Origin of the sequence: Flavobacterium sp. IB48 (genome assembly GCF_016405855.1) — a bacterium.
GTDB lineage: Bacteria > Bacteroidota > Bacteroidia > Flavobacteriales > Flavobacteriaceae > Flavobacterium > Flavobacterium ginsengisoli.
Genome location: NZ_JAEFCA010000011.1, coordinates 1 through 21,491, shown reverse-complemented (window position 1 = coordinate 21,491; position 21,491 = coordinate 1). Strand labels below are relative to the sequence as shown.

The window sequence follows — 21,491 nt, the reverse complement described above, 5'->3', positions numbered from 1 at the left end:
AAAATATTAAAAAAATTCGAATTTAAAAAGCCTCATTACAACTTTTTTTTATAAAATTAGATACCAAAATATTTTTTTTTACAGAAATTTGTTCACATATTTGTTATCCCGAAATACGGAATAAAATTGCTCCTTTTTTATTAGGAGAATCTTTATAACAATAATAAAAATTTATCTGAATCTATGACTAAAACTGCTCAATCGGTATGGGAAAACTGTTTGTCCTTTATAAAGGATAATATTCAAGACCAAGCATATAAAACTTGGTTCGAACCAATCAAATCAGTTGAGCTAACCGATAACGCATTATACATTCAGGTTCCGAGTAAATTTTTCTACGAATGGCTCGAAGAGCATTACGTAAAATTATTGAAAGTTGCGCTTACCAAAGAACTGGGAAAAAACGCAAAGTTACTCTATAAAATTAAAATGGAGAACACTTATGGCAATAAACAGCCGTTTACCGAGCAGCTGCCAAGTGCCAACAGAGTGCCAATGAAACCGCAAGAGGTTGACGCTCCGTTTAAAAACTTAAATCCTGAGCTAAAAAATCCGTTTGTAATTCCTGGAATTAGAAATTTAAAAATTGAGTCTCAATTAAATCCGAACTATAGTTTTGACAATTTCTTAGAAGGAGATTCAAACCGTTTAGCTCGTTCTGCAGGTATGGCTGTTGCTAACAAACCTGGAGGAACTTCATTTAATCCTTTGTTGATTTTTGGAGGAGTTGGTTTAGGTAAAACACACCTAGCACATGCTATAGGCGTAGAAGTAAAAGATAAGTATCCGGAAAAGACCGTTTTATATATTTCTGCTGAGATTTTCACACAACAATATATTGATTCTGTTAAAAAGAATAATCGTAATGATTTTATTCACTTTTACCAGTTAATCGATGTTTTGATTATTGATGATGTTCAGTTCTTGTCTGGAAAATCAGGAACGCAAGACGTATTCTTCCATATTTTCAACTATTTACATCAAAACGGAAAACAAGTAATCTTAACTTCTGATAAAGCTCCTGTTGATATGCAGGATATCGAACAAAGATTATTATCTCGTTTCAAATGGGGATTATCTGCTGAGTTACATCAGCCTGACTACGAAACTCGTATCTCAATCTTAAAAAACATTTTATACCGTGATGGTGTAGAAATGCCAGAAGATATTTTAGAATATGTTGCTCGAAACATTAAATCAAATGTTAGAGAACTTGAAGGTGCTATTATTTCGTTAATCGCTCAATCTTCTTTCAATAAAAAAGAAGTTACGATTGAATTGGCTAAAAGCGTTGTAGAGAAATTTGTTAAAAACGTAAAGAGAGAAATCTCAATAGATTATATTCAAAAAATCGTTTCAGATTATTTCCAATTAGATATTGAAACACTTCAATCTAAAACCAGAAAGAGGCACGTTGTACAAGCAAGACAACTAGCGATGTTCTTTGCTAAGAAATTCACTAAAGCTTCTCTTGCTAATATTGGTTCACAAATTGGAGATCGCGACCACGCAACTGTTCTTCATGCATGTAAAACAGTCGACAACTTAGTTTCTACAGACAAACAATTTAAAAAGTTTGTTGAAGACATCAATAAAAAATTAACGCTTTAAGACGCATCATGCCTGTAAAAATCTTAATGGTATGTTTAGGAAATATTTGTAGATCTCCTTTAGCCGAAGGAATTTTAGCTTCTAAACTACCCGAAGATAAATTCTTTGTTGACTCTGCTGGCACAGGTTCTTGGCATGTTGGCCATTGTCCAGACAAACGTTCTATTGACGTTGCAAGAAAAAACGGAATCAATATCAGCGCGCAAAAAGGAAGACAAATTCAAGTTTCTGATTTTGATAAATTTGATTATATCTATGTAATGGATAATTCGAATTATCGCGATGTAGTTCATTTAGCAAAAACTCCCGAACATAAAAATAAGGTTCGTTTAATTTTAAACGATTTATTTCCAGACGAAAATGTCGATGTCCCAGATCCATATTACGGCTCGGCAAACGGTTTTGACAACGTTTACCAAATGCTGGACGAAGTAACCGATTTAATTGCAGATCAGCTGCTAAAAAAACACTTCTAATTCAATTGTTTCTAAAAAAGAGATAATTGAATTTTTTAATTTTAAACAAAAGCACATGAAATCTTTCGGAAAATTATATCTAATTCCAACCACAATGGGCGAAAGCGATCCGATGGATGTTTTGCCACAAACCGTTAGAAGAACAATAGAAGTTATCGACCATTATATTGTTGAAAATGATAAAACAGCCCGAAAATCAATAAAAGCCGTTTATCCAGAAAAAAAACAATCTGAACTGGTTCTTTTTACTCTTAACAAACGTACAGAACCGAGTGAGCATTTAGATTTTATAAAACCTTTATTAGAAGGCAAAAACATAGGACTAATGAGCGAAGCTGGCTGTCCTGGAGTTGCAGATCCTGGAGCTGTAATTGTAAAATTGGCTCACGAAAAAGGAATACAGGTTGTACCTTTAGTTGGCCCCTCTTCTATCCTACTGGCTATGATGGCTTCTGGAATGAATGGGCAAAGTTTTACTTTCAATGGATATTTACCGATAGATAAAGACGAGAAAAAATCGGCAATACGCCATTTCGAGAGATTATCTCAGGATAAAAACCAATCGCAACTATTCATTGAAACCCCATACAGAAACAACAAATTGATTGAAGATCTTTTGCAGATTTTAAATCCGTCAACACATTTATGCATTGCAACAGATATTACTTTGCCAACAGAATTCATAAAAACAATGCGAGTTTCAGATTGGAAAAAGTTAAAAATTGACATTGATAAACGTCCTACAATTTTTATTATCCATAAAATGTAGCAGTAATCTCTTTAAAAATATATGCGTCAATTTTTGACGCATTTTTTTTTGATTAAATTCTTTTTAATTAACAATCCTTAAAGATATATTTAACTCTCCCACATCAACAAAAGAAGTAATTTTATTAGCTAAAAAAAAATTGTTCGCGCCTTAAACTTTAATGATTTAAGCATCAAACCATTTCAAGAAACCCTCATCATTTTTAAATCATTAAGATTAACCTAAGTAATTTAATATTTAAAAATAAATATCATGAGAACATTTCTTTTTGTATTATTATTTTTTGGTTTAATCTCAAACTCTTTTTCTCAAGTTAAAAACGGTGATATAAAAGAGGACGAAATTAAAATGGCCGATTTACCTGCAGTTGTAATTAAAAGTGCTGGTAAAGATTTTTCTGTTTACTTGCCGGACAGAAATCCTGATGAAAATGTGAGAGCACTTCAACAAAAATTCATTTCTTATGATTTAGGAAAAGATTATCAAGGCTATAATGAATTCTTGGTGGTGTTAGAATCTCCTAAAGGTTCTTTGTCTGCAACTTACAATGAAAATGGAAAACTAACTAGTGTGGTTGAAAATTATCAAAACGTACAGCTTCCTGCTAAAGTCATTTACTCTATTTATAAAGAATATCCAGGATGGACCATTATAAAAGACAAATTTCTTTATACTCAAAAAGAAGGTGATATTGAAAAAAAAGAATACAATCTAAAAATCAAAAAAGACAAAACCATTCAGAATCTAGTGGTAAAACCAACTGGAGAAATAATTAAATAATCCTTAAAAAAATTCCGCAAAAGACATTAAACAACAGCTATTTATGAAATAGTTTTTCTTTAATGTCTTTTTTTTATGCTCTTAAAGAAAGAAAAATTGTTCAAATTCACTTCAAAACAATTACTTTTATATGTAACATTTCTAGAATAAATTATGAGTAAACTCCCAAATGTAACCACTAGCATTTTTACATTAATGTCTAAAATGGCAACTGAATACAATGCAATAAATCTTTCTCAAGGATTTCCTAATTTTCCTGTTGATGAGAGATTAACAGATATCGTTTCCCGATTAGCAAAGGAAAATGTTCACCAATATACCCCAATGGCAGGTTATCCTCCGTTGATGGACAAAATTGCAAAATTAACTCAGGATTCTTATAACAGAACAATAAATCCAGATACAGAACTTTTGGTTACGGCTGGAGCAACTCAGGGAATTTTTACCACGATTTTAGCTTTAGTAAAAGAAAATGATGAAGTCATAATTCTAGATCCAAGTTACGATTCTTACGAATCTCCTGTTTTACTCTGTAAAGCAAAACCTGTTCGAGTTGCCCTAAATGATGATTACACGCCAAACTGGGAAACAATAGAAAAAGCTTGTTCTGAAAAGAGCAAAATGATTATCATCAATAATCCGCATAATCCGACAGGGAAAATTTTAACTGAAAATGATTTTGTACAATTAAAAAATCTTCTTGAAAAATATCCAAACATTATCGTTTTGTCTGACGAAGTTTACGAATACATCACTTTTGAAGAAAAACATATTTCGGCACATACCAAAGATTTTCTTTTAGACCGTTGCGTTATGGTTTCTTCTTTTGGAAAATCTTTTCATATAACAGGCTGGAAAATTGGCTATACTATTGCTCCTGAACATTTAATGACAGAAATTAAAAAGGTTCACCAGTTTTTGGTTTTCAGCGTAAACAGTATTTCTCAGTTTGCAATTAGCGAATATTTAGATGTTGTTGATGTAAATCTTCTTGGAAAATTCTATCAGGAAAAAAGAGATTATTTCCAGAAACTGCTTCAAAATAGCCGTTTTGAACTAAAACCTTGCGAAGGAACTTATTTTCAGGTTGCTTCTTATGCCAATATTTCAAACGAAGACGATGTTACTTTTTGCAAAAAACTAATCATCGATCATGGGGTTGCTGCAATACCTATTTCTACTTTTTATTCCGATCATAAAGATCAAAAACTTATTCGCTTTTGTTTTGCCAAAGACAACTTCACACTCGAGTCTGCAGCAAAAAAATTATGTGATATATAAAATTTATCGAAATTTTATAACATTATTATGCGTGCATCCTATTTTATTTAATTAATATTGCAAAAAAAGAAAAACTATGAGCTACACAGATAAAATGTTACGTGATGATGCTTTACAAGGCAAAGTCATTGTCGTTACAGGCGGCGGAAGCGGTTTAGGTAAAGCTATGACCAAATATTTTCTCGAATTAGGAGCTCAAGTAGCCATAACTTCTAGAGATCTGGAAAAGTTAAAAACTACTGCAGCCGAACTGGAAAGTCAAACTGGAGGTAAATGTCTTCCTTTACAATGTGATGTACGTCATTACGAAGAAGTAGAAAACATGCTTCAGGAAACTTTAAAAGTATTCGGAAAAGTAGATGTTCTTTTAAATAATGCAGCAGGTAATTTTATTTCGCCAACCGAAAGATTGTCAGCAAATGCATTTGATACCGTAATTGATATTGTATTAAAAGGTTCTAAAAACTGCACACTTGCTTTTGGAAAACATTGGATCGATACCAAACAAACGTCGGCAACAATTTTAAATATAGTAACCACTTACGCTTGGACAGGATCTGCTTATGTTGTTCCTAGTGCTACGGCAAAAGCGGGAGTTTTGGCAATGACAAGAAGTCTTGCTGTAGAATGGGCAAAATACGGAATTCGTTCTAACGCAATTGCTCCAGGGCCATTCCCTACAAAAGGAGCTTGGGACAGATTATTGCCTGGAGATCTTTCGGAGAAATTTGACATGGCCAAAAAAGTGCCATTAAAAAGAGTTGGAGATCACCAGGAATTAGCCAATTTAGCGGCTTATTTAGTTTCCGATTTCTCCTCATACATTAATGGAGACGTAATTACAATTGACGGTGGCGAATGGTTAAAAGGCGCTGGACAGTTCAATTTATTAGAAGCAATTCCAGAAGAACTTTGGGATCAGCTTGAAATGATGATAAAAGCAAAAAAGAATAAATAATTACAAGTGCTTACTAAATTCAGAATATTTTTTTAAAACTATACTGATTGCACGAAATCCCGAAGGTTTACTTTCGGGATTTTTTTTTCACCATATAAGTTCATATAAGAGATTATAAGTTTAGTGGGGATTTTTAAAGTTCTTTAAGTCAAAAAAAAGAACTATTTATATTTACTTATATCGCTTAAATGATTTAAAACAAATAATTCGGTCTTTTATCAATATAACGGCAATAATTTCAGTTAAGTAACATTTTGCTTAAATATTTTCTAGCTTAAATTTACTTACGTTACTTATATGGTTAAATTATTTTAAATGTTTAGCGATTCAGTTAAATTATTATTTTTGCCAAACAAATATCAAACAAAAATTTTATGCTCATTATTGGAATTGCAGGAGGAACTGGAAGCGGAAAAACAACAGTTGTACACCAAATCATGAACGAATTACCAGACACTGAAGTTGGTGTAATTTCTCAAGATTCGTATTATAAAGAAAACCATAACTTGTCTTTTGACGAGAGAGCATTAATCAATTTTGATCACCCTCGTGCCATCGATTTTGAATTGTTAGTAAAACATCTAAAAGCTTTAAAAGCAGGTGAAACTATTGATCAGCCTGTTTACTCATTTATTCAGCATAACAGAACTGATGATACAATTACGACACATCCTAGAAAAGTAATGATTGTTGAAGGTATCTTAATTTTGACTAATCCAGAATTGCGTGAGCTTTTTGACATCAAAATCTACGTTCATGCCGATTCTGACGAAAGATTAATCCGTCGTTTAAAAAGAGATATTTCAGAGAGAGGACGTGATATTGACGAGGTTTTAAATCGTTATCAAACTACTTTAAAGCCTATGCACGAGCAATTTATAGAGCCAACTAAAGCATTTGCCGATATTATTATTCCGAATGATAAATACAATACGGTAGCAATTGATGTAGTTCGGGCCGTAATTAATCAGCGTATTTCATAATTTTTATCGTAAATTTAAACCATAATAATTAGGAGCTTATTACCGCTTTCGCCTTTATTCCCGATAAAGAAAAACTACGGCAAAAAAGCCTTGTTTTTCTAAATCGGGAGATATCGGGGCTAGAGATAACAAATACAAAAGAAATATTCGTTTAAAATGAAATTTAAAAATCCATACAAAGACAAAAAATGGTTCAAATACCTTGGAAACAAATATGTTTGGGTTTTGCTATTTTTTATAGTTTGGATGTTATTTTTAGATAATTACTCCTATTTTGATCATCGTTTTTTAGATGAACAAATTCATGAACTTCAAGATAATAAAAAGTATTATCAGGAAGAAATCAGAAAAGATCAGGAGCAGATCAAACAGCTCAAAAATCCTGAACAAATTGAGAAATACGCACGTGAAAAGTATTTCATGAAAAAAGATAGCGAAGATATTTATATCATACAATTTGAAGGAGATACCATTCAAGACAAAGAATAATCAAACAAAATACAATGGCCACTAACCTATTCGACGATTTTAATCCGATTTCATCCAAACAATGGAAACAAAAAATTCAGTTTGAATTAGATGGAGCCGATTACAATCAAACTGTTATTTGGAATTCGCCAGAAGATATTCAGGTTAAACCTTTTTATCATATAGATGAATTTACAAAAGCTGCAAATGTAAAAACTCAAGCCTCAGATTTTAAAATCTGCCAGAATATCTTTGTTTTCGATGTAGAAAAATCTATCGAACGTGCTTTAAACACTTTAGAAAGAGGCGCTGAAAGTTTACGATTTACAATTCAGAATGAAAAAACTGATGTTCAGAAATTACTAGAGAATCTTCCTTTAGAAAACAAAATCGTTTACTTTAATTTCAATTTCATCTCAATCGATTTCGTTAAAAAATTAGACACGATCTCGATACAGAAAAAAGCCATTTTCTATTGTAATTTTGATCCAATTGGAGAATTAGCACGCGAAGGAAATTGGTTTACAACTCCCGAAAAAAACAATTTTGAGACATTGTCTTTATTATTTAAAAACACAACCAATCTAAATTTGTTAAGTGTTGATCTAGGATTATATCAAAATTCAGGTGCCAATATTACACAGCAGATTGCTTACAGCTTAGCACACGCAAACGAATATTTAAATCGTTTTTCTGCCGAAACAAAATCAATTGTTTTTCAGATTTCAGTTGGAACCAATTATTTCTTCGAAATTGCCAAACTTAGAGCACTTCGAATGCTTTTTGATTTAATTGCTAAAGAATATAATCCAGAAATAAAATGTCATTTCTTGGTAACTCCAACTAAACGAAACAAAACAATTTACGATTACAACGTAAATATGCTTCGTACAACAACTGAGTGTATGTCGGCAATTTTGGGTGGTGCAGATGTAATTGCCAATTTGCCTTACGATGCATTGTACCATAAAGACAACGAATTTGGAGATCGAATTTCTAGAAACCAGCTTTTGATTTTAAAACACGAAAGTTATTTTGACAAAGTAAATAATCCAGCTGACGGAAGTTATTATATTGAAAGTTTAACAATGCAATTGGCTGAGAAAAGTTTGGCGTTATTTAAAGAAATTGAAGCCAACGGTGGATTCTTGAAACTTTTAAACGATGGCACAATCAAGAAGAAAATTCAAGAAAGTTCCAATAAAGAACAAGAATCATTCGATTCTAAAAAAGAAATTCTTCTAGGAACAAACAAATATCCGAACAAAGAAGACAGAATGAAACATGATTTAGAATTGTTTCCTTTTGTGAAAATCAAACCAAGAAAAACATTAATTACACCAATTATCGAAAAGAGATTGGCAGAGAAAACGGAGCAGGAAAGACTGGAATTGGAATAATCTCAGAAAAAGTAATTAATTACAAATTCAAACAAAGCGTTTCAATGACAAGAAAAGACCTTAAACATATAAAGCTAGAAGTTAAAAGTGAGGAACCAGAAGTTAATTCTAATTCTGACAACTTCATTACAGCTGAAGGAATCGAAATCAAAAAAAACTATTCGGAGAAAGATATCGAAGAATTGGAATTTCTTGATTTCGGAGCTGGTTTTGCACCAAATTTGCGCGGACCATATGCTACCATGTATGTCAGACGTCCGTGGACCATTCGCCAGTATGCGGGATTTTCTACCGCAGAAGAAAGTAATGCTTTTTATAGAAAAAATTTAGCTGCAGGCCAAAAAGGACTTTCAATTGCTTTTGATTTACCAACGCATCGCGGTTACGATTCAGATCATGAAAGAGTTGTTGGTGATGTAGGTAAAGCAGGAGTTGCGATTGATTCTGTTGAAGACATGAAAGTGCTTTTCGATCAGATTCCGTTAGACGAAATGTCGGTTTCTATGACCATGAATGGAGCCGTTTTACCAATTATGGCTTTTTACATTGTTGCCGCAGAAGAACAAGGTGTTAGTCCTGAAAAATTAGCAGGAACAATCCAAAACGATATTTTAAAGGAGTTTATGGTTAGAAATACTTATATCTATCCTCCTACTCCTTCTATGAAAATAATTGCTGATATTTTTGAATTTACCAGCAAAAAAATGCCAAAATTCAATTCTATTTCTATTTCTGGTTATCACATGCAAGAAGCTGGAGCAACTGCAGATATTGAATTGGCTTATACTTTGGCAGATGGTTTAGAATACATTAGAACTGGATTATCTACAGGAATGACCATTGACGATTTTGCTCCAAGATTATCTTTCTTTTGGGCAATCGGCATGAATCATTTTATGGAAATTGCCAAAATGAGAGCCGGCCGTATGATTTGGGCTAAATTATTACAGCAGTTTAATCCGAAAAGCGAAAAATCTCTGGCTTTAAGAACACATTGCCAAACTAGCGGATGGAGTTTAACAGAACAAGATCCGTTCAATAATGTTGCTCGAACTTGTATAGAAGCTGCAGCGGCGGTTTTTGGAGGAACACAATCTTTGCATACCAATGCTTTAGATGAAGCTATTGCGCTTCCAACAGATTTTTCTGCTAGAATTGCTCGAAATACGCAAATCTTTCTTCAAGAAGAAACCAAAATTACCAAAACAGTAGATCCTTGGGCTGGAAGTTATTATATTGAAAGTCTGACGAACGACATTGTTGAAAAAACGTGGAAGCTAATTGAAGAAGTCGAAGAATTAGGTGGAATGACCAAAGCAATTGAGGCTGGAATTCCGAAACTTCGAATTGAAGAGGCTGCGGCAAGAAAACAAGCAAGAATTGACAGCGGACAAGATATTATTGTTGGTGTAAATAAATACCGTTTAGAAAAAGAAGATCCGTTGGATATTTTGGATGTAGACAATCAATTGGTTCGTAAACAGCAAATTGAACGTCTCGAAGAAATCAAACAAACCAGAGATTCTGAAAAAGTAAATAAATCACTAGAAAAATTAATCCTTTGTGCACAAACAGGACAAGGCAACCTACTAGAAATTGCGATTGAAGCCGCAAGAAACAGAGCAACACTTGGCGAAATCAGTAATGCATTGGAAACTGTTTTTGGCCGTTTTAAAGCACAAATTAAATCTTTTAGCGGAGTGTATAGTGCAGCAATAAAAAATGACGAGAATTTTGAGCGAGCAAAACAACTTGCAGATGTTTTTGCTAAACAAGAAGGTAGACGTCCTAGAATTATGATTGCAAAAATGGGACAAGATGGTCATGACCGAGGCGCAAAAGTGGTTGCTACAGGTTATGCAGATGTTGGTTTTGATGTTGATATCGGCCCTTTATTTCAAACTCCTGCAGAGGCGGCAAAACAAGCTGTTGAGAATGATGTTCACATCTTAGGTGTTTCATCACTTGCTGCTGGACACAAAACATTAGTTCCGCAAGTAATAGAAGAACTAAAAAAACATGGACGTGAAGATATAATGGTAATTGTAGGTGGTGTTATTCCGTCTCAGGACTATCAATTCTTATTTGATGCTGGCGCATCGGCTGTTTTTGGTCCTGGAACTAAAATAAGTGAAGCAGCTATAAAAATCTTAGAAGCTTTAATAGATTAAAAAAGAAAATCCCTTTTTACAAGGGATTTTTCTTTTTTTCATTTAGTCGTTTACTGCTGCGTTACTATCTGCTTCTACAAAAGAAAGATCGTAACCTGCAAAATCTCTCATATAGCTTTTCAAAGAAGTTCCAAAAGCATCTCTAAAATGTCTGCTTCCTTTATTTTTGAAAAAGTTCTTTACAGAACCTGCACCACCTAAATGCGCTGCAGCTAAAATTCCAGATTCGGTAATTTCAATACCACTGATGATTTTACCTTGATACTTTTCGATTTCGTAACGTAAAATCCATTTGTTTTTGGCTAACAAAGCCATAAAAGCTTTTTCTTGTAGCGCAGGATCTTTTAAAAAGGCTTTATTATCATTAATTCCGATTGCTCTTAAAGCTTTAGAACCAAATTGATATTTGCCCATATAACCAAGAGAATTTACTAGTCTGTATTGCCCTTGTGATTCTTTAAAAGCTACTGCTTCTTTAAATCCTATTAGATGATTTCCTGTGTATGGGACGTTGGTGTTTGGATAATCATCTTTTTCTTTTGATGGAAAAATGTATTCTGATCCATCTGTTTTTTCAATTAAAAACCAAGGTTTGGTTTCTTTTTCTGAGGGAATAAATCCCAAACTTAAAAATGTAATAATAACGACTAAACTCGCATAAAAATACCATTTCTTTATCATAAATTGTTTTTCTTCAAGATGCTGTCACCCTCTTGAAATTTCTACGGTGCAAAGATAAGTCTTTTCAAAATATACTATAAATCAACACTTTAACATTTACCACTTAAAAACGCAATTCGCTTTCATCCCAGATATACTAATGGATTCCGAAAGATTTGAAGTGACTTATTTCAGCTCTAAAAATTGAAATTTTGGGTCAAAAAAAATCGCATTTTATAGAAATTTTAAGCTTTTTCTACAAAAAAGAAAGAATTAACCCACATAAAAAATGTAGTTTTTATGCAGATTTTGAAAAGGTGGTTTTCGAATTTTATAAAATTCATCATTAAAAAATGGTTATTTTTTTATTATGCCAAATCGAAAAATACACAAAATAGCAATTTCATAATTTTTCAATTTCAAAGACTTTTTTACATCAGAAAAAAACAAAAAAACCGAAGCAAAATTGACTTCGGTTTTCTAATATTATTTAAACAAATCAGATTATCTTGTTACTCCTTGACTTGCAATCCAGTCTGAATATTTTTTTGCATTTACATTATGTTCTGCTAGTGTTGCAGCAAATTCATGATATCCGAAACGATCAACACTTGCACAGAAATAGATATAATCGTTCTTTTCTGGGTTTAAAACTGCTTCTAAAGCTGTAATATCAGGCATTGCAATTGGTCCTGGAGGAAGTCCTTTATTTACATAAGTATTATATGGAGATCTCATTACCAAATCATTATAAAAAACTCGTTTAATAACTTGATCAAAATCGTTGTCTCTTAATTTTAAAGCATAAATGACTGTTGGATCTGCTTGTAATGGCATTTCTAAACGCAAACGGTTTAAATAAACACCAGCAATACGAGGTCTTTCGTCTTTTTTAACTGATTCTTTATGGACAATTGAAGCTAAAATAGTAGCTTGAACCGGGGTTAAACCTTGTGCTTTTGCTTTAGCGATTCTATCTGCCGTCCAGAAATTGTGATATTCTTTAATCATTTTATCACGAAACTTTTCAGCGGAAGTATTCCAATAAATTTCATAAGTATTAGGAATAAACATTGCAAAAACATTTTCTTCGTTAAATCCGTTTGCTGCTAAGAAAGTAGAATCTTTGATGGCTTTCATTAAAGACAAACTATCCGCTTCGATTTCTTTGCCTATTCTTCCAGCAAAATTTTCTAAGCGCTCTTGATTGTTAAAAACTAATTTTACAGGAATGTTAGAACGCATTGCTCGTACTAAGTCAATATTGTTCATGTCTTTTTTCAAAAGAAAACGACCCGATTTTACATTTTGCGGATAATCTCTTTTTTCAGCAACCATTTCAAAGTTGTCAAAGTTTTTTATGTAAGGTGCCAAAATCTTTTTTACATCAGTGTAATTCGCATCTGTAGGCACGTAAACGTAGACTTCTTTTTCTTCAAATTTAGTGTTAGAACTAAAAATTCTACTGATTAAAATAAAACCATAAATCAATAAAGCTGAAATTATGGCTACTGCAGTTATTGTGATTATTTTTTTTAGACTCAAAGCTTAAAGTTTAAATTTGTTTATTAATTAGCTGAAAAATTGCTTCATCATGATAATGATTATGATACAAAATCCAGTCTTTTTTTATTCCGATTTTCTTAAAACCAAATTTAGTAAAAAGTGCAATACTCGCTACATTTTGTACGCCAATATTTGCATACAATTGATGTAGATTTAAATTGGTAAAAGAATAATTAATTAAAAGTTCTAAAGCCTCAGAACCAATATTTTTACCTTGATTTTCTTCTTTCTGAATTACAATACCAATACCTGCCCTATTATTTCTAGGATCAAATTCAAACAAATCAATCAATCCAATTGCAGGAAAATCTTCATCTTGACAAATTGCCAAACGAAGTTGTTTTGCCTCATAAATATCTTGGTGGGCATTTTCTAAATATTGTTTAATCAAAAAACGGCTGTATGGAGTTTGCGTGTTACTAACTTCCCAGATATTCTCATCATTTTCTATAGAATAAATGAACTCTAAATCTTGAGGTTCGAGTGCACGCAAATAAATAGAATCGCCTTTTAAAGTTATCATTCAATTTTAGATTTAAATCTCGATTGTTCCTTTAAATACAAATTTCGCAGGTCCTGTCAAGAAAACATTGGTATAACCATCATTATCTTTATCAAAAGAAACGACAAGTTTTCCACCTTCAACATTTAAGTTTATTGAAGTTTTATCTGTTTCGCCAATTGCGTTCATAGCAATCGCTACTGCAGTCGCGCCAGTTCCGCAAGCAAGAGTTTCGTCTTCAACACCTCTTTCGTATGTTCTTAAAGAAAAAGTATCGTTATCTACTTTTTTTACAAAGTTTACATTGCTGCCTTTTTCACCATACAATTCACCGTAACGAATTGCTGCTCCGTTTTCTTTTACATTATAATGTTCCAAATCGTCTACAATTTGAACATGGTGAGGCGAACCAGTATTTAGGAAAGTATAAGAATCTTTTTTCTGAATTTCGTTCACATCAATCATTTGCAACGAAACGATTGAATCTGCATTAACAGAAGCATGATGTAATCCGTCTGTTGCAATAAAAGTCGTTTTATCATCAATTACTCCCAATTGATTAGCGAAAGCAACAAGACAACGACCACCATTTCCACACATTGAACTTTGGTTTCCATCAGAGTTGTAATACACCATTCTAAAATCGGTTTCGGTATCATTTTCTAAAAGAATTAATCCATCAGCTCCAATTCCGAAACGTCTGTCACACAGACGTTCAATAAGTTTTACATCGTCTTTTGGAAAGAAATTTGTACGGTTATCAATCATTACAAAATCATTTCCTGTACCTTGATATTTATAAAATTCTACTTGCATTTTTTAGTTGTTAGAAATACAAAAGTACGAACTATTAATTAATGAAATGTTAATCATTGTTAAAGAGAGTTAAACCGTTTTTCCAAATAATTTTTTGAAGTAATTTTACGTTAAATAAAACATGAAACTTAAATTCTAATAACTTAATTACAAATTCTAATATGAAAAGATTTTCAGCCTTATTTTTAGTGTCATTGTTAAGTGGTGCTATTACTCTTGGTGCTTACAAGTTATTATTTGAAAGCAACAATTCTTTTTTTGGAAAAGGAAATTCTGTTGTAACTCTTGCCCCTAACTCTTATGGAAAAAATGTTGGTTTAGGTGCTGAAACATTAGATTTTACCGAAGCCGCAGACAAAACGGTACATACTGTTGTTCACGTAAAAAATGTCTCAAGAAGAACTGTAAGCAATCCGATGCTTGAGTTTTTCTACGGATATGGCGGACAGCAACAGCAAGAACAAGTAGGAACTGGTTCTGGTGTAATTATTTCTGAAGACGGATACATTGTGACTAACAATCACGTAATTAAAGACGCGACAGAAATTGAAATTACTTTAAACAATAAAAAATCATACAAAGCGAAGTTAATTGGTACAGATTCTAAAATGGACATTGCTCTTTTAAAAATCAATGCCGATGAAAAACTTCCTTACACCGCTTTTGCCAATTCTGATAATGTGAAAGTTGGAGAATGGGTATTGGCAGTTGGAAACCCGTATAATTTAACTTCAACAGTAACTGCAGGAATTGTTTCGGCAAAAGCCAGAAATTTAGACCAAAGCGGAATCCAATCTTTCATACAAACTGATGCTGCGGTAAACCCAGGTAATAGCGGTGGAGCGTTAGTAAATGCAAGAGGAGAATTAATTGGAATTAATACGATGATTTCTTCTATGACGGGTTCTTATGTTGGATATTCTTTTGCTGTTCCTTCTAATATTGCTCGCAAAATTATTGAGGACATCATGGAATATGGAAATGTCCAAAGAGGCATTCTTGGCGTTGAAGGAGGCGAATTGAATGCAACTGCTTCTAAAGAATTGGGAGTAACAGAAACACAAGGATTCTATATTAATAGAGTTTCTAAAAACTCAGGAGCAGAAAAAGCTGGTTTAACAAAAGGAGATATTATTGTAAAACTGGATGATCAAAATATTGCAACTTATGCTGATTTATCGGGTTATATCAATACAAAACGTCCAAACGATGTTGTAAAAGTAACTTATATTAAAGAAGGAAAAACCAAAACGGTTCCTGTAACTTTAAGCAAAAATGAGTTTTACAGCGCCGAATTTAAAGGAATCGAATTAGAAAACATTGATGCTACTGACAAGAAAAAATTCAGAATTGATTATGGTGTTAAAATTAAAAACATCAGCAATGAGAATTTAATGCAATATCAAAACGAATTACTAGGAAATATTATTCTTAGCATTGATAATGTAAAAGCAACAAATGTTGAAACTGTTTCTAAACTTTTAAGCAAAAAAGATGAAGGACAAAGCGTAAGAATTGAAATGATCAACAGAAATGGAGAGATTTTCAGGATTATAATTTAAGTCGCAGTTTGCAGTGACAGTTTTCAAGAATCAAAAAAACTGAAAACTGCGACCGAGACTAAAAACTTCAAAAAAGCCATTTTAAGAAAATTAAGGTGGCTTTTTTATTTTCAAAAATAAATGCTAAAATAGTTTACGAAATCGATTGAAATAGATACTTTTGCGCAAAATTTTAAAATAGTGAGCATTTTATTTTTTCAATTATGAGTAACAAATCATTGTACCAAAAAGAGGTATCCTTACAAGTCGACCGAAGAAAAGCCGGCGTCGAATTAATTAAAATCATAAGCGATTTATGGTATGACAAATCAATCGAAATGGTTTTATTCAAAAATCAATTATTGGATAAAAACGTTAGCGATATTATCAATCTTCATCAATATGCTGGAGAATTTGTAGGCAAACCAATCACCATTTTTGATTCGGTTGAAATCGCAAGAGTTGTCTTATCATTAGACCTTCCGCCAGCAAAAATAGATTTAGGAAAACTTACTTATGAGTATCGCCTAGAGGATGAAAGATATCCAGATGCAAGATATTTTGTTATAGATAAGCTGAAAAAAGCAAAATCCTCAAAAGAGATTCAACCAAAAGATGTTGTTTTATATGGTTTTGGAAGAATCGGACGTTTATTAGCGAGAGAGCTAATGTCGAAAACTGGAAAAGGAAATCAATTGCGCCTGAGAGCAATTGTAACACGCGATAAAAACGATGCAACGAGCTTAGAGAAACGAGCTTCTCTATTGCGATATGACTCCATTCATGGAGATTTTCAAGGATCTGTAATAGCCGATGCTAAAAATAATGCCTTAATTATAAACGGAACAACGGTTCATATCATTACAGCAAATTCACCAGAAGAAATCGATTATGCCGCACACGGAATAAATGATGCTTTAGTAATTGATAATACTGGAGCATTTACAACCGAAGAAGCATTAAAAAGACATTTAACTTCAAACGGAGCTAGTAAAGTTTTACTGACTGCTCCAGGAAAAGGAGTTCCAAATATTGTACATGGTGTTAATCATAACGATTTTAATCCCGACGAAGTAAATATTTTTTCGGCTGCATCTTGCACAACAAATGCCATTACTCCAATTCTAAAAGTTGTTGAAGAAACTCTTGGAGTTGTTAAAGGGCATTTAGAAACAATTCATGCTTACACCAATGACCAAAATTTGGTTGATAACATGCATAAAAAATACCGTCGTGGGAGAGCCGCTGCTTTAAATATGGTAATTACCGAAACTGGCGCAGGAAGTGCTGTCGCGAAAGCTTTACCATCATTAGAAGGCAAACTAACTTCAAATGCTATTCGAGTTCCCGTTCCAAATGGATCTCTTGTAGTTTTAAATTTAGAAGTTAAGAAACCTACATCTATTACAGCAATCAATAAAATTATGAAGAAATATGCTCTAGAAGGAGAACTTGTAGAGCAAATAAAATATTCTTTAAATAACGAACTAGTTTCATCTGATATCGTTGGAACATCTGCTCCATCTATTTATGACAGCAACGCAACGATTGTTTCAAAGGATGGAAAAAATATAGTACTTTATATTTGGTACGATAACGAATATGGTTACAGCCATCAAGTAATTCGCTTAGCAAAATATATTGCCAAAGTAAGACGTTATACTTATTATTAATTCAACCAAACTAACTTTTTTTCTTAAAACCATCAGGATCTTCTTGATGGTTTTTTGTTTTACTTTAAATAGGAAGAACTGTTGTGCTTTTAACCTCCGAAATCACAAAAACGGTATTTATTAGAGAAACCTCAGGAAGAATAGATAATTTTTTTTGGTGAAAATGATGATAACTTTCCATGTCTGGAATTATGATTTTCAGCATATAATCAAAGTTTCCTGAAACATAATTACATTCGACAACCTCCGGTAAATTCAAAATCGACTGATTAAACCCTTCCGAAGTATCATAAGTCTGTTTTGTCAATGTAACCTGGCAATAAACTGTCAAATTATTTCCAAGTTTTTTCTTATCTAAAATAGTCACATATTTCTCTATAATGCCATCTTTTTCAAGACGTTTCACTCGATCATGAACAGGAGTCAAAGACAGATTTATTTTGTTTGCAATGTCTTTTAATGTGTAGTGCGCGTCTTCTTGTAAAAGACGTAGTATTTTTTTGTCAATTTCATCTAAAGCCATAACGAAAACGTTTTATTAAAATTAGTCCGATTTAGTCATTTTTTCTTTTTGAAGAATCAATTCCACTTCAAAACAGAATATTTTTCTGTAAAAATAAAAAATAAAATAATATTTTCTTATTTATAAAGCATTAAACCATAATTTATTCTCTATCTGTAGATTTGTAAAACAATTTCAATAAAAACAAAAAAATATAACAAAATGATAATAGGTGTTCCTAAAGAAATAAAAAATAATGAAAACAGAGTTGCCTTAACTCCTGCAGGTGTTTCTGAAATGAAAAAACACGGACATACAGTTTATGTTCAAGCTACAGCTGGTTTAGGAAGTGGTTTTGCTGATGCAGAATATGCAGAAGCTGGTGCGATTGTTTTACCAACGATTGAAGAAGTTTACGCTATTGCTGAAATGATCATTAAAGTAAAAGAACCAATTGCATCTGAATACCCATTAATCAAGAAAGATCAATTGTTATTCACCTATTTCCACTTTGCTTCTTCAGAAGAATTAACGCATGCAATGTTAGAAAAAGGAGCTGTTTGTTTAGCTTACGAAACTGTAGAAAAAACAGACAGAAGTTTACCATTACTAGTGCCAATGTCTGAAGTTGCTGGTCGTATGGCAATTCAGCAAGGAGCAAAATATCTTGAAAAACCATTAAAAGGAAGAGGAATTCTTTTAGGCGGTGTTCCAGGTGTTCCACCAGCAAAAGTATTGGTTTTAGGTGGAGGAATCGTAGGAACTCAAGCTGCTAAAATGGCTGCTGGATTAGGTGCTCAGGTTACAATTATGGACTTAAGCTTACCTCGTTTACGTCAATTGGATGATATCATGCCTGCAAACGTAAATACAGAAATGTCTAACCACTACAATATTACAAGAGCAATTAAAGATGCTGACTTAATTGTTGGAGCTGTTTTAATTCCAGGAGCAAAAGCACCTCATTTAATTACTCGTGATATGCTAAAATTAATGCGTCCAGGAACTGTTGTTGTTGACGTTGCTGTTGACCAAGGAGGATGTATCGAAACTTGTACTCCAACAACTCACGAAAACCCAACTTTTATTATTGACGATATCGTTCACTATTGTGTAGCTAATATGCCAGGAGCTGTTCCTTACACTTCTACTTTAGCTTTAACAAACGCAACTTTACCATATGCTGTACAATTAGCAAACAAAGGATGGGAAAAAGCTTGTGCTGAAAATGAAGAATTAAATAAAGGATTAAACGTAGCTAATGGAAAAATCCTTTACAAAGGAGTTGCAGAAGCTTGGAATCTTCCTTTTAACGAAGAAATAGTATTAGCAAACGCATAGTGCTAATACTTGTATAAGTGCTTACTAAAATCACTATTACAAAAAGGCTTTTCTTAATGAAAAGCCTTTTTTTTTACATAAAAAAAACCTGTCACATAGACAGGTATTTTTCAATATAATATTTTTTACTTCTTATTATCAAGAACTTCAGTAAGTACTTTAGCTTCAGTTCCATTTGGGAAAGTAACTTTAATTTTCTGAGCTATAGTTGGTGCAATCTCCGTAATTGCTTTTTTATCATAAGATTCTCCTTTCTTAATATTCCAACCATAAAAAATTGCTGGTACATGTGTATCGTAGCTATAAATTGTACCGTGTGACGTTCCCGTTGGCGTGTATTCAATCATTCCAGGCTTATCTACAATAACTAAATCACCATTCTGCGTCACATCATATCCTTTAGCAACAAAATTAAGAGCATAATCATTTCCAGCATTAGCCATAATTTCCTCTTCTGTATAAACCTTTTTAACTTGTGGTTGAGTAATTAAAAACTCCTTAAAAGCTTGTTTTACTTTTACTAGCTCTAATTTTTTATCTTTAATAATTTGTTTGTTAAAGAAAATATTAAAGTTTGAATAGTTCTGAATTAAATCAACTCCAAAAGTTTTAGTTGAAAAATCCTGCATGCTTTTCTTAACCTCTTTAGAAGGATAATTATCTACATTGTATTTACGATCTTTCAAATAAATAACGTTTTCAGCTCCAGCATGATCAGCCGTTAAGAAAAGTAAATAATTTCCTTTTCCAACCGTTTTATCAAGATAAGCCAAGAAGTCAGCAATAGTTTGATCTAATCTTAAATAGGTGTCTTGAAGTTCCATAGATCTTGGCCCAAGTAAGTGACCGACATAATCTGTAGAAGAAAAACTAACCGTCAAGAAGTCTGTAATATTATCTTTCCCTAATTCTTCTTTCTCAATTGCTCTTTTTGCAAATTCAGCCAACAAATCATTTCCGAAAGGAGTAGCACGGATGATTCCAGCATCATTCTTCTCATACATTGATTTTAAATCGTATGGAAAAACTGGTGCAGGACTTCCATATAATTTCCCTTCATAAGGGTTATTATCAGGAAGACTTTCATTATAAACAGAAGCAGGTTTGTACAACTCCCAACCTTTATTAATGTATTTTAAGTAGTTTTTCTCATTATTGAATTCAGTAACCCAATCCGGCAACTTCTCACCATAGAAAGTACTAGAAATAAAAGAACCGGTTTTACTATACCAAAATGCCCAATTTGCAAAATGTCCGGCTGGCAATATAGCTCCACGGTCCTTCAAACTTAATCCAATTACTTTTCCGTTAAAATTAGTAGCCATTCTAACTTCATCTGTAATTGTAGTACTTTGAAGGTTTTTCGGAGACATTGCACCTTCCTCGGCAGTTCCTTCTCCTACAGTTTTAACTCCTGCATCGTCTGTACAGTACATTTCTTTTCCAAGAACTCTACTAAACCATTCATTACCAACAATTCCGTGAGTAGCAGGTGTTGTCCCTGTATAGATTGAAGCGTGTCCTGGAGCAGTATAAGTTGGCATATAATTGTAATGCATATTCTGGAAAGTAAATCCATCATTCATTAATCTTTTAAAGCCGTTTGGAGAAAAATCATCTGAAAAGCGATATAAATATTCCATTTTCATTTGATCTACAACTATACCCACAACTAATTTTGGACGTTGTTGAGCACTTAAACTTACAACAGCAAGAAGTGCTAACAATAAAATATTTTTCTTCATGTTTAAATAAAATAATTGAAACACAAAAATACTCATTCAAATTCAAAAAGTCTAAAGTATACATATCTAACCTAAGACAATTGACTATAATTTAACACTTTTACTACTCACGATATTTAAATCAGGATATATTTTCTTATTATTAATCCCTTGTACAGCCTAAGTTTTATTCCAAATAAAAAAATAGAAATGCGTATAAAACAAAAAACCCTATCCGTTTTGGATAGGGTTTTCAAAAGAAAGGCGAC

At 32.6% G+C, this 21,491-nt stretch carries 19 protein-coding genes; 13 read left to right on the top strand and 6 right to left on the bottom strand.

All coding sequences use genetic code 11. From position 1 onward, the window contains the following. Window positions 1–183 precede the first annotated feature (183 nt). The 10 genes from dnaA (at window position 184) to scpA (ending at window position 10,897) form a co-directional block, all read left to right on the top strand. Window positions 184–1,611 carry a chromosomal replication initiator protein DnaA gene (dnaA, locus tag JC605_RS22230; RefSeq protein ID WP_095931847.1) on the top strand — a complete coding sequence of 476 codons (1,428 nt, stop codon included), beginning with the start codon at window positions 184–186 and terminating at the stop codon, window positions 1,609–1,611. Between the two features lie 8 nt (window positions 1,612–1,619). Further along, window positions 1,620–2,087, top strand: a complete 468-nt coding sequence (locus JC605_RS22225; RefSeq protein WP_198858283.1) for a low molecular weight protein-tyrosine-phosphatase — start codon at window positions 1,620–1,622, stop codon at window positions 2,085–2,087. 55 nt (window positions 2,088–2,142) lie between these two features. Further along, window positions 2,143–2,856 carry an SAM-dependent methyltransferase gene (locus JC605_RS22220; protein WP_198858282.1) on the top strand — a complete coding sequence of 238 codons (714 nt, stop codon included), beginning with the start codon at window positions 2,143–2,145 and terminating at the stop codon, window positions 2,854–2,856. Window positions 2,857–3,108: 252 nt separating this feature from the next. After that, window positions 3,109–3,636: a hypothetical protein gene (locus JC605_RS22215; RefSeq protein WP_198858281.1), complete on the top strand. Its 528-nt coding sequence runs from the start codon at window positions 3,109–3,111 to the stop codon at window positions 3,634–3,636. A 153-nt stretch (window positions 3,637–3,789) separates the two neighbouring features. Next, window positions 3,790–4,917 carry a methionine aminotransferase gene (locus tag JC605_RS22210; protein ID WP_198858280.1) on the top strand — a complete coding sequence of 376 codons (1,128 nt, stop codon included), beginning with the start codon at window positions 3,790–3,792 and terminating at the stop codon, window positions 4,915–4,917. 76 nt (window positions 4,918–4,993) lie between these two features. Next, window positions 4,994–5,875 (top strand): SDR family oxidoreductase, encoded by an 882-nt coding sequence (locus JC605_RS22205; RefSeq protein ID WP_198858279.1) that lies wholly within the window; start codon window positions 4,994–4,996, stop codon window positions 5,873–5,875. Window positions 5,876–6,249: 374 nt separating this feature from the next. After that, a complete protein-coding gene (gene udk, locus JC605_RS22200; RefSeq protein ID WP_111363887.1) occupies window positions 6,250–6,858 on the top strand; it encodes a uridine kinase in 609 nt (202 codons plus the stop codon). A gap of 156 nt (window positions 6,859–7,014) precedes the next feature. Further along, on the top strand, window positions 7,015–7,347 hold the full coding sequence (locus tag JC605_RS22195) for a septum formation initiator family protein (RefSeq protein ID WP_198858278.1): 333 nt from the start codon (window positions 7,015–7,017) through the stop codon (window positions 7,345–7,347). 14 nt (window positions 7,348–7,361) lie between these two features. Beyond that, a complete protein-coding gene (locus JC605_RS22190; RefSeq protein ID WP_198858277.1) occupies window positions 7,362–8,726 on the top strand; it encodes a methylmalonyl-CoA mutase subunit beta in 1,365 nt (454 codons plus the stop codon). A 44-nt stretch (window positions 8,727–8,770) separates the two neighbouring features. Then, window positions 8,771–10,897 (top strand): methylmalonyl-CoA mutase, encoded by a 2,127-nt coding sequence (gene scpA / locus JC605_RS22185; protein WP_198858276.1) that lies wholly within the window; start codon window positions 8,771–8,773, stop codon window positions 10,895–10,897. Between the two features lie 42 nt (window positions 10,898–10,939). Here scpA and JC605_RS22180 read toward each other — a convergent pair whose 3' ends face one another. From JC605_RS22180 to dapF, 4 genes are all read right to left on the bottom strand, one after another. Continuing rightward, window positions 10,940–11,578 carry a peptidoglycan-binding protein LysM gene (locus JC605_RS22180; protein ID WP_198858275.1) on the bottom strand — a complete coding sequence of 213 codons (639 nt, stop codon included), beginning with the start codon at window positions 11,576–11,578 and terminating at the stop codon, window positions 10,940–10,942. A 483-nt stretch (window positions 11,579–12,061) separates the two neighbouring features. Next, window positions 12,062–13,102 (bottom strand): endolytic transglycosylase MltG, encoded by a 1,041-nt coding sequence (gene mltG / locus JC605_RS22175; protein ID WP_198858274.1) that lies wholly within the window; start codon window positions 13,100–13,102, stop codon window positions 12,062–12,064. Between the two features lie 10 nt (window positions 13,103–13,112). Then, complete coding sequence (locus JC605_RS22170) at window positions 13,113–13,646, bottom strand: GNAT family N-acetyltransferase (protein WP_198858273.1); 534 nt, start codon at window positions 13,644–13,646, stop codon at window positions 13,113–13,115. A 12-nt stretch (window positions 13,647–13,658) separates the two neighbouring features. Beyond that, the gene (gene dapF / locus JC605_RS22165) at window positions 13,659–14,441 is read right to left on the bottom strand and encodes a diaminopimelate epimerase (RefSeq protein ID WP_198858272.1); all 783 of its coding nucleotides are present in this window, start codon (window positions 14,439–14,441) and stop codon (window positions 13,659–13,661) included. A 161-nt stretch (window positions 14,442–14,602) separates the two neighbouring features. Here dapF and JC605_RS22160 point away from each other — a divergent pair, with 161 nt between their 5' ends. Together JC605_RS22160 and JC605_RS22155 are read left to right on the top strand one after the other, a co-directional pair. Next, complete coding sequence (locus JC605_RS22160; protein WP_198858271.1) at window positions 14,603–16,003, top strand: trypsin-like peptidase domain-containing protein; 1,401 nt, start codon at window positions 14,603–14,605, stop codon at window positions 16,001–16,003. Between the two features lie 203 nt (window positions 16,004–16,206). Beyond that, complete coding sequence (locus tag JC605_RS22155) at window positions 16,207–17,655, top strand: glyceraldehyde-3-phosphate dehydrogenase (protein ID WP_198858270.1); 1,449 nt, start codon at window positions 16,207–16,209, stop codon at window positions 17,653–17,655. A gap of 64 nt (window positions 17,656–17,719) precedes the next feature. On the opposite strand, the gene JC605_RS22150 is transcribed toward JC605_RS22155, so the two are convergent. Then, on the bottom strand, window positions 17,720–18,178 hold the full coding sequence (locus JC605_RS22150) for an Lrp/AsnC family transcriptional regulator (protein ID WP_198858269.1): 459 nt from the start codon (window positions 18,176–18,178) through the stop codon (window positions 17,720–17,722). A gap of 201 nt (window positions 18,179–18,379) precedes the next feature. Here JC605_RS22150 and ald point away from each other — a divergent pair, with 201 nt between their 5' ends. Further along, window positions 18,380–19,498 carry an alanine dehydrogenase gene (ald, locus tag JC605_RS22145; protein ID WP_198858268.1) on the top strand — a complete coding sequence of 373 codons (1,119 nt, stop codon included), beginning with the start codon at window positions 18,380–18,382 and terminating at the stop codon, window positions 19,496–19,498. Between the two features lie 125 nt (window positions 19,499–19,623). Here the strand turns inward: ald and pafA are convergent, their stop codons facing one another. Beyond that, complete coding sequence (gene pafA / locus JC605_RS22140) at window positions 19,624–21,243, bottom strand: alkaline phosphatase PafA (protein WP_198858267.1); 1,620 nt, start codon at window positions 21,241–21,243, stop codon at window positions 19,624–19,626. Window positions 21,244–21,491 lie beyond the last annotated feature (248 nt).

Excerpts from the sequence above, each read along its gene's own strand:
- dnaA (WP_095931847.1), top strand. The coding sequence starts at position 184 with ATGACTAAAACTGCTCAATCGGTATGGGAAAACTGTTTGTCCTTTATA.
- JC605_RS22225 (WP_198858283.1), top strand. The coding sequence starts at position 1,620 with ATGCCTGTAAAAATCTTAATGGTATGTTTAGGAAATATTTGTAGATCT.
- JC605_RS22220 (WP_198858282.1), top strand. The coding sequence starts at position 2,143 with ATGAAATCTTTCGGAAAATTATATCTAATTCCAACCACAATGGGCGAA.
- JC605_RS22215 (WP_198858281.1), top strand. The coding sequence starts at position 3,109 with ATGAGAACATTTCTTTTTGTATTATTATTTTTTGGTTTAATCTCAAAC.
- JC605_RS22210 (WP_198858280.1), top strand. The coding sequence starts at position 3,790 with ATGAGTAAACTCCCAAATGTAACCACTAGCATTTTTACATTAATGTCT.
- JC605_RS22205 (WP_198858279.1), top strand. The coding sequence starts at position 4,994 with ATGAGCTACACAGATAAAATGTTACGTGATGATGCTTTACAAGGCAAA.
- udk (WP_111363887.1), top strand. The coding sequence starts at position 6,250 with ATGCTCATTATTGGAATTGCAGGAGGAACTGGAAGCGGAAAAACAACA.
- JC605_RS22195 (WP_198858278.1), top strand. The coding sequence starts at position 7,015 with ATGAAATTTAAAAATCCATACAAAGACAAAAAATGGTTCAAATACCTT.
- JC605_RS22190 (WP_198858277.1), top strand. The coding sequence starts at position 7,362 with ATGGCCACTAACCTATTCGACGATTTTAATCCGATTTCATCCAAACAA.
- scpA (WP_198858276.1), top strand. The coding sequence starts at position 8,771 with ATGACAAGAAAAGACCTTAAACATATAAAGCTAGAAGTTAAAAGTGAG.
- JC605_RS22180 (WP_198858275.1), bottom strand. The coding sequence starts at position 11,578 with ATGATAAAGAAATGGTATTTTTATGCGAGTTTAGTCGTTATTATTACA.
- JC605_RS22170 (WP_198858273.1), bottom strand. The coding sequence starts at position 13,646 with ATGATAACTTTAAAAGGCGATTCTATTTATTTGCGTGCACTCGAACCT.
- dapF (WP_198858272.1), bottom strand. The coding sequence starts at position 14,441 with ATGCAAGTAGAATTTTATAAATATCAAGGTACAGGAAATGATTTTGTA.
- JC605_RS22160 (WP_198858271.1), top strand. The coding sequence starts at position 14,603 with ATGAAAAGATTTTCAGCCTTATTTTTAGTGTCATTGTTAAGTGGTGCT.
- JC605_RS22155 (WP_198858270.1), top strand. The coding sequence starts at position 16,207 with ATGAGTAACAAATCATTGTACCAAAAAGAGGTATCCTTACAAGTCGAC.
- JC605_RS22150 (WP_198858269.1), bottom strand. The coding sequence starts at position 18,178 with ATGGCTTTAGATGAAATTGACAAAAAAATACTACGTCTTTTACAAGAA.
- ald (WP_198858268.1), top strand. The coding sequence starts at position 18,380 with ATGATAATAGGTGTTCCTAAAGAAATAAAAAATAATGAAAACAGAGTT.
- pafA (WP_198858267.1), bottom strand. The coding sequence starts at position 21,243 with ATGAAGAAAAATATTTTATTGTTAGCACTTCTTGCTGTTGTAAGTTTA.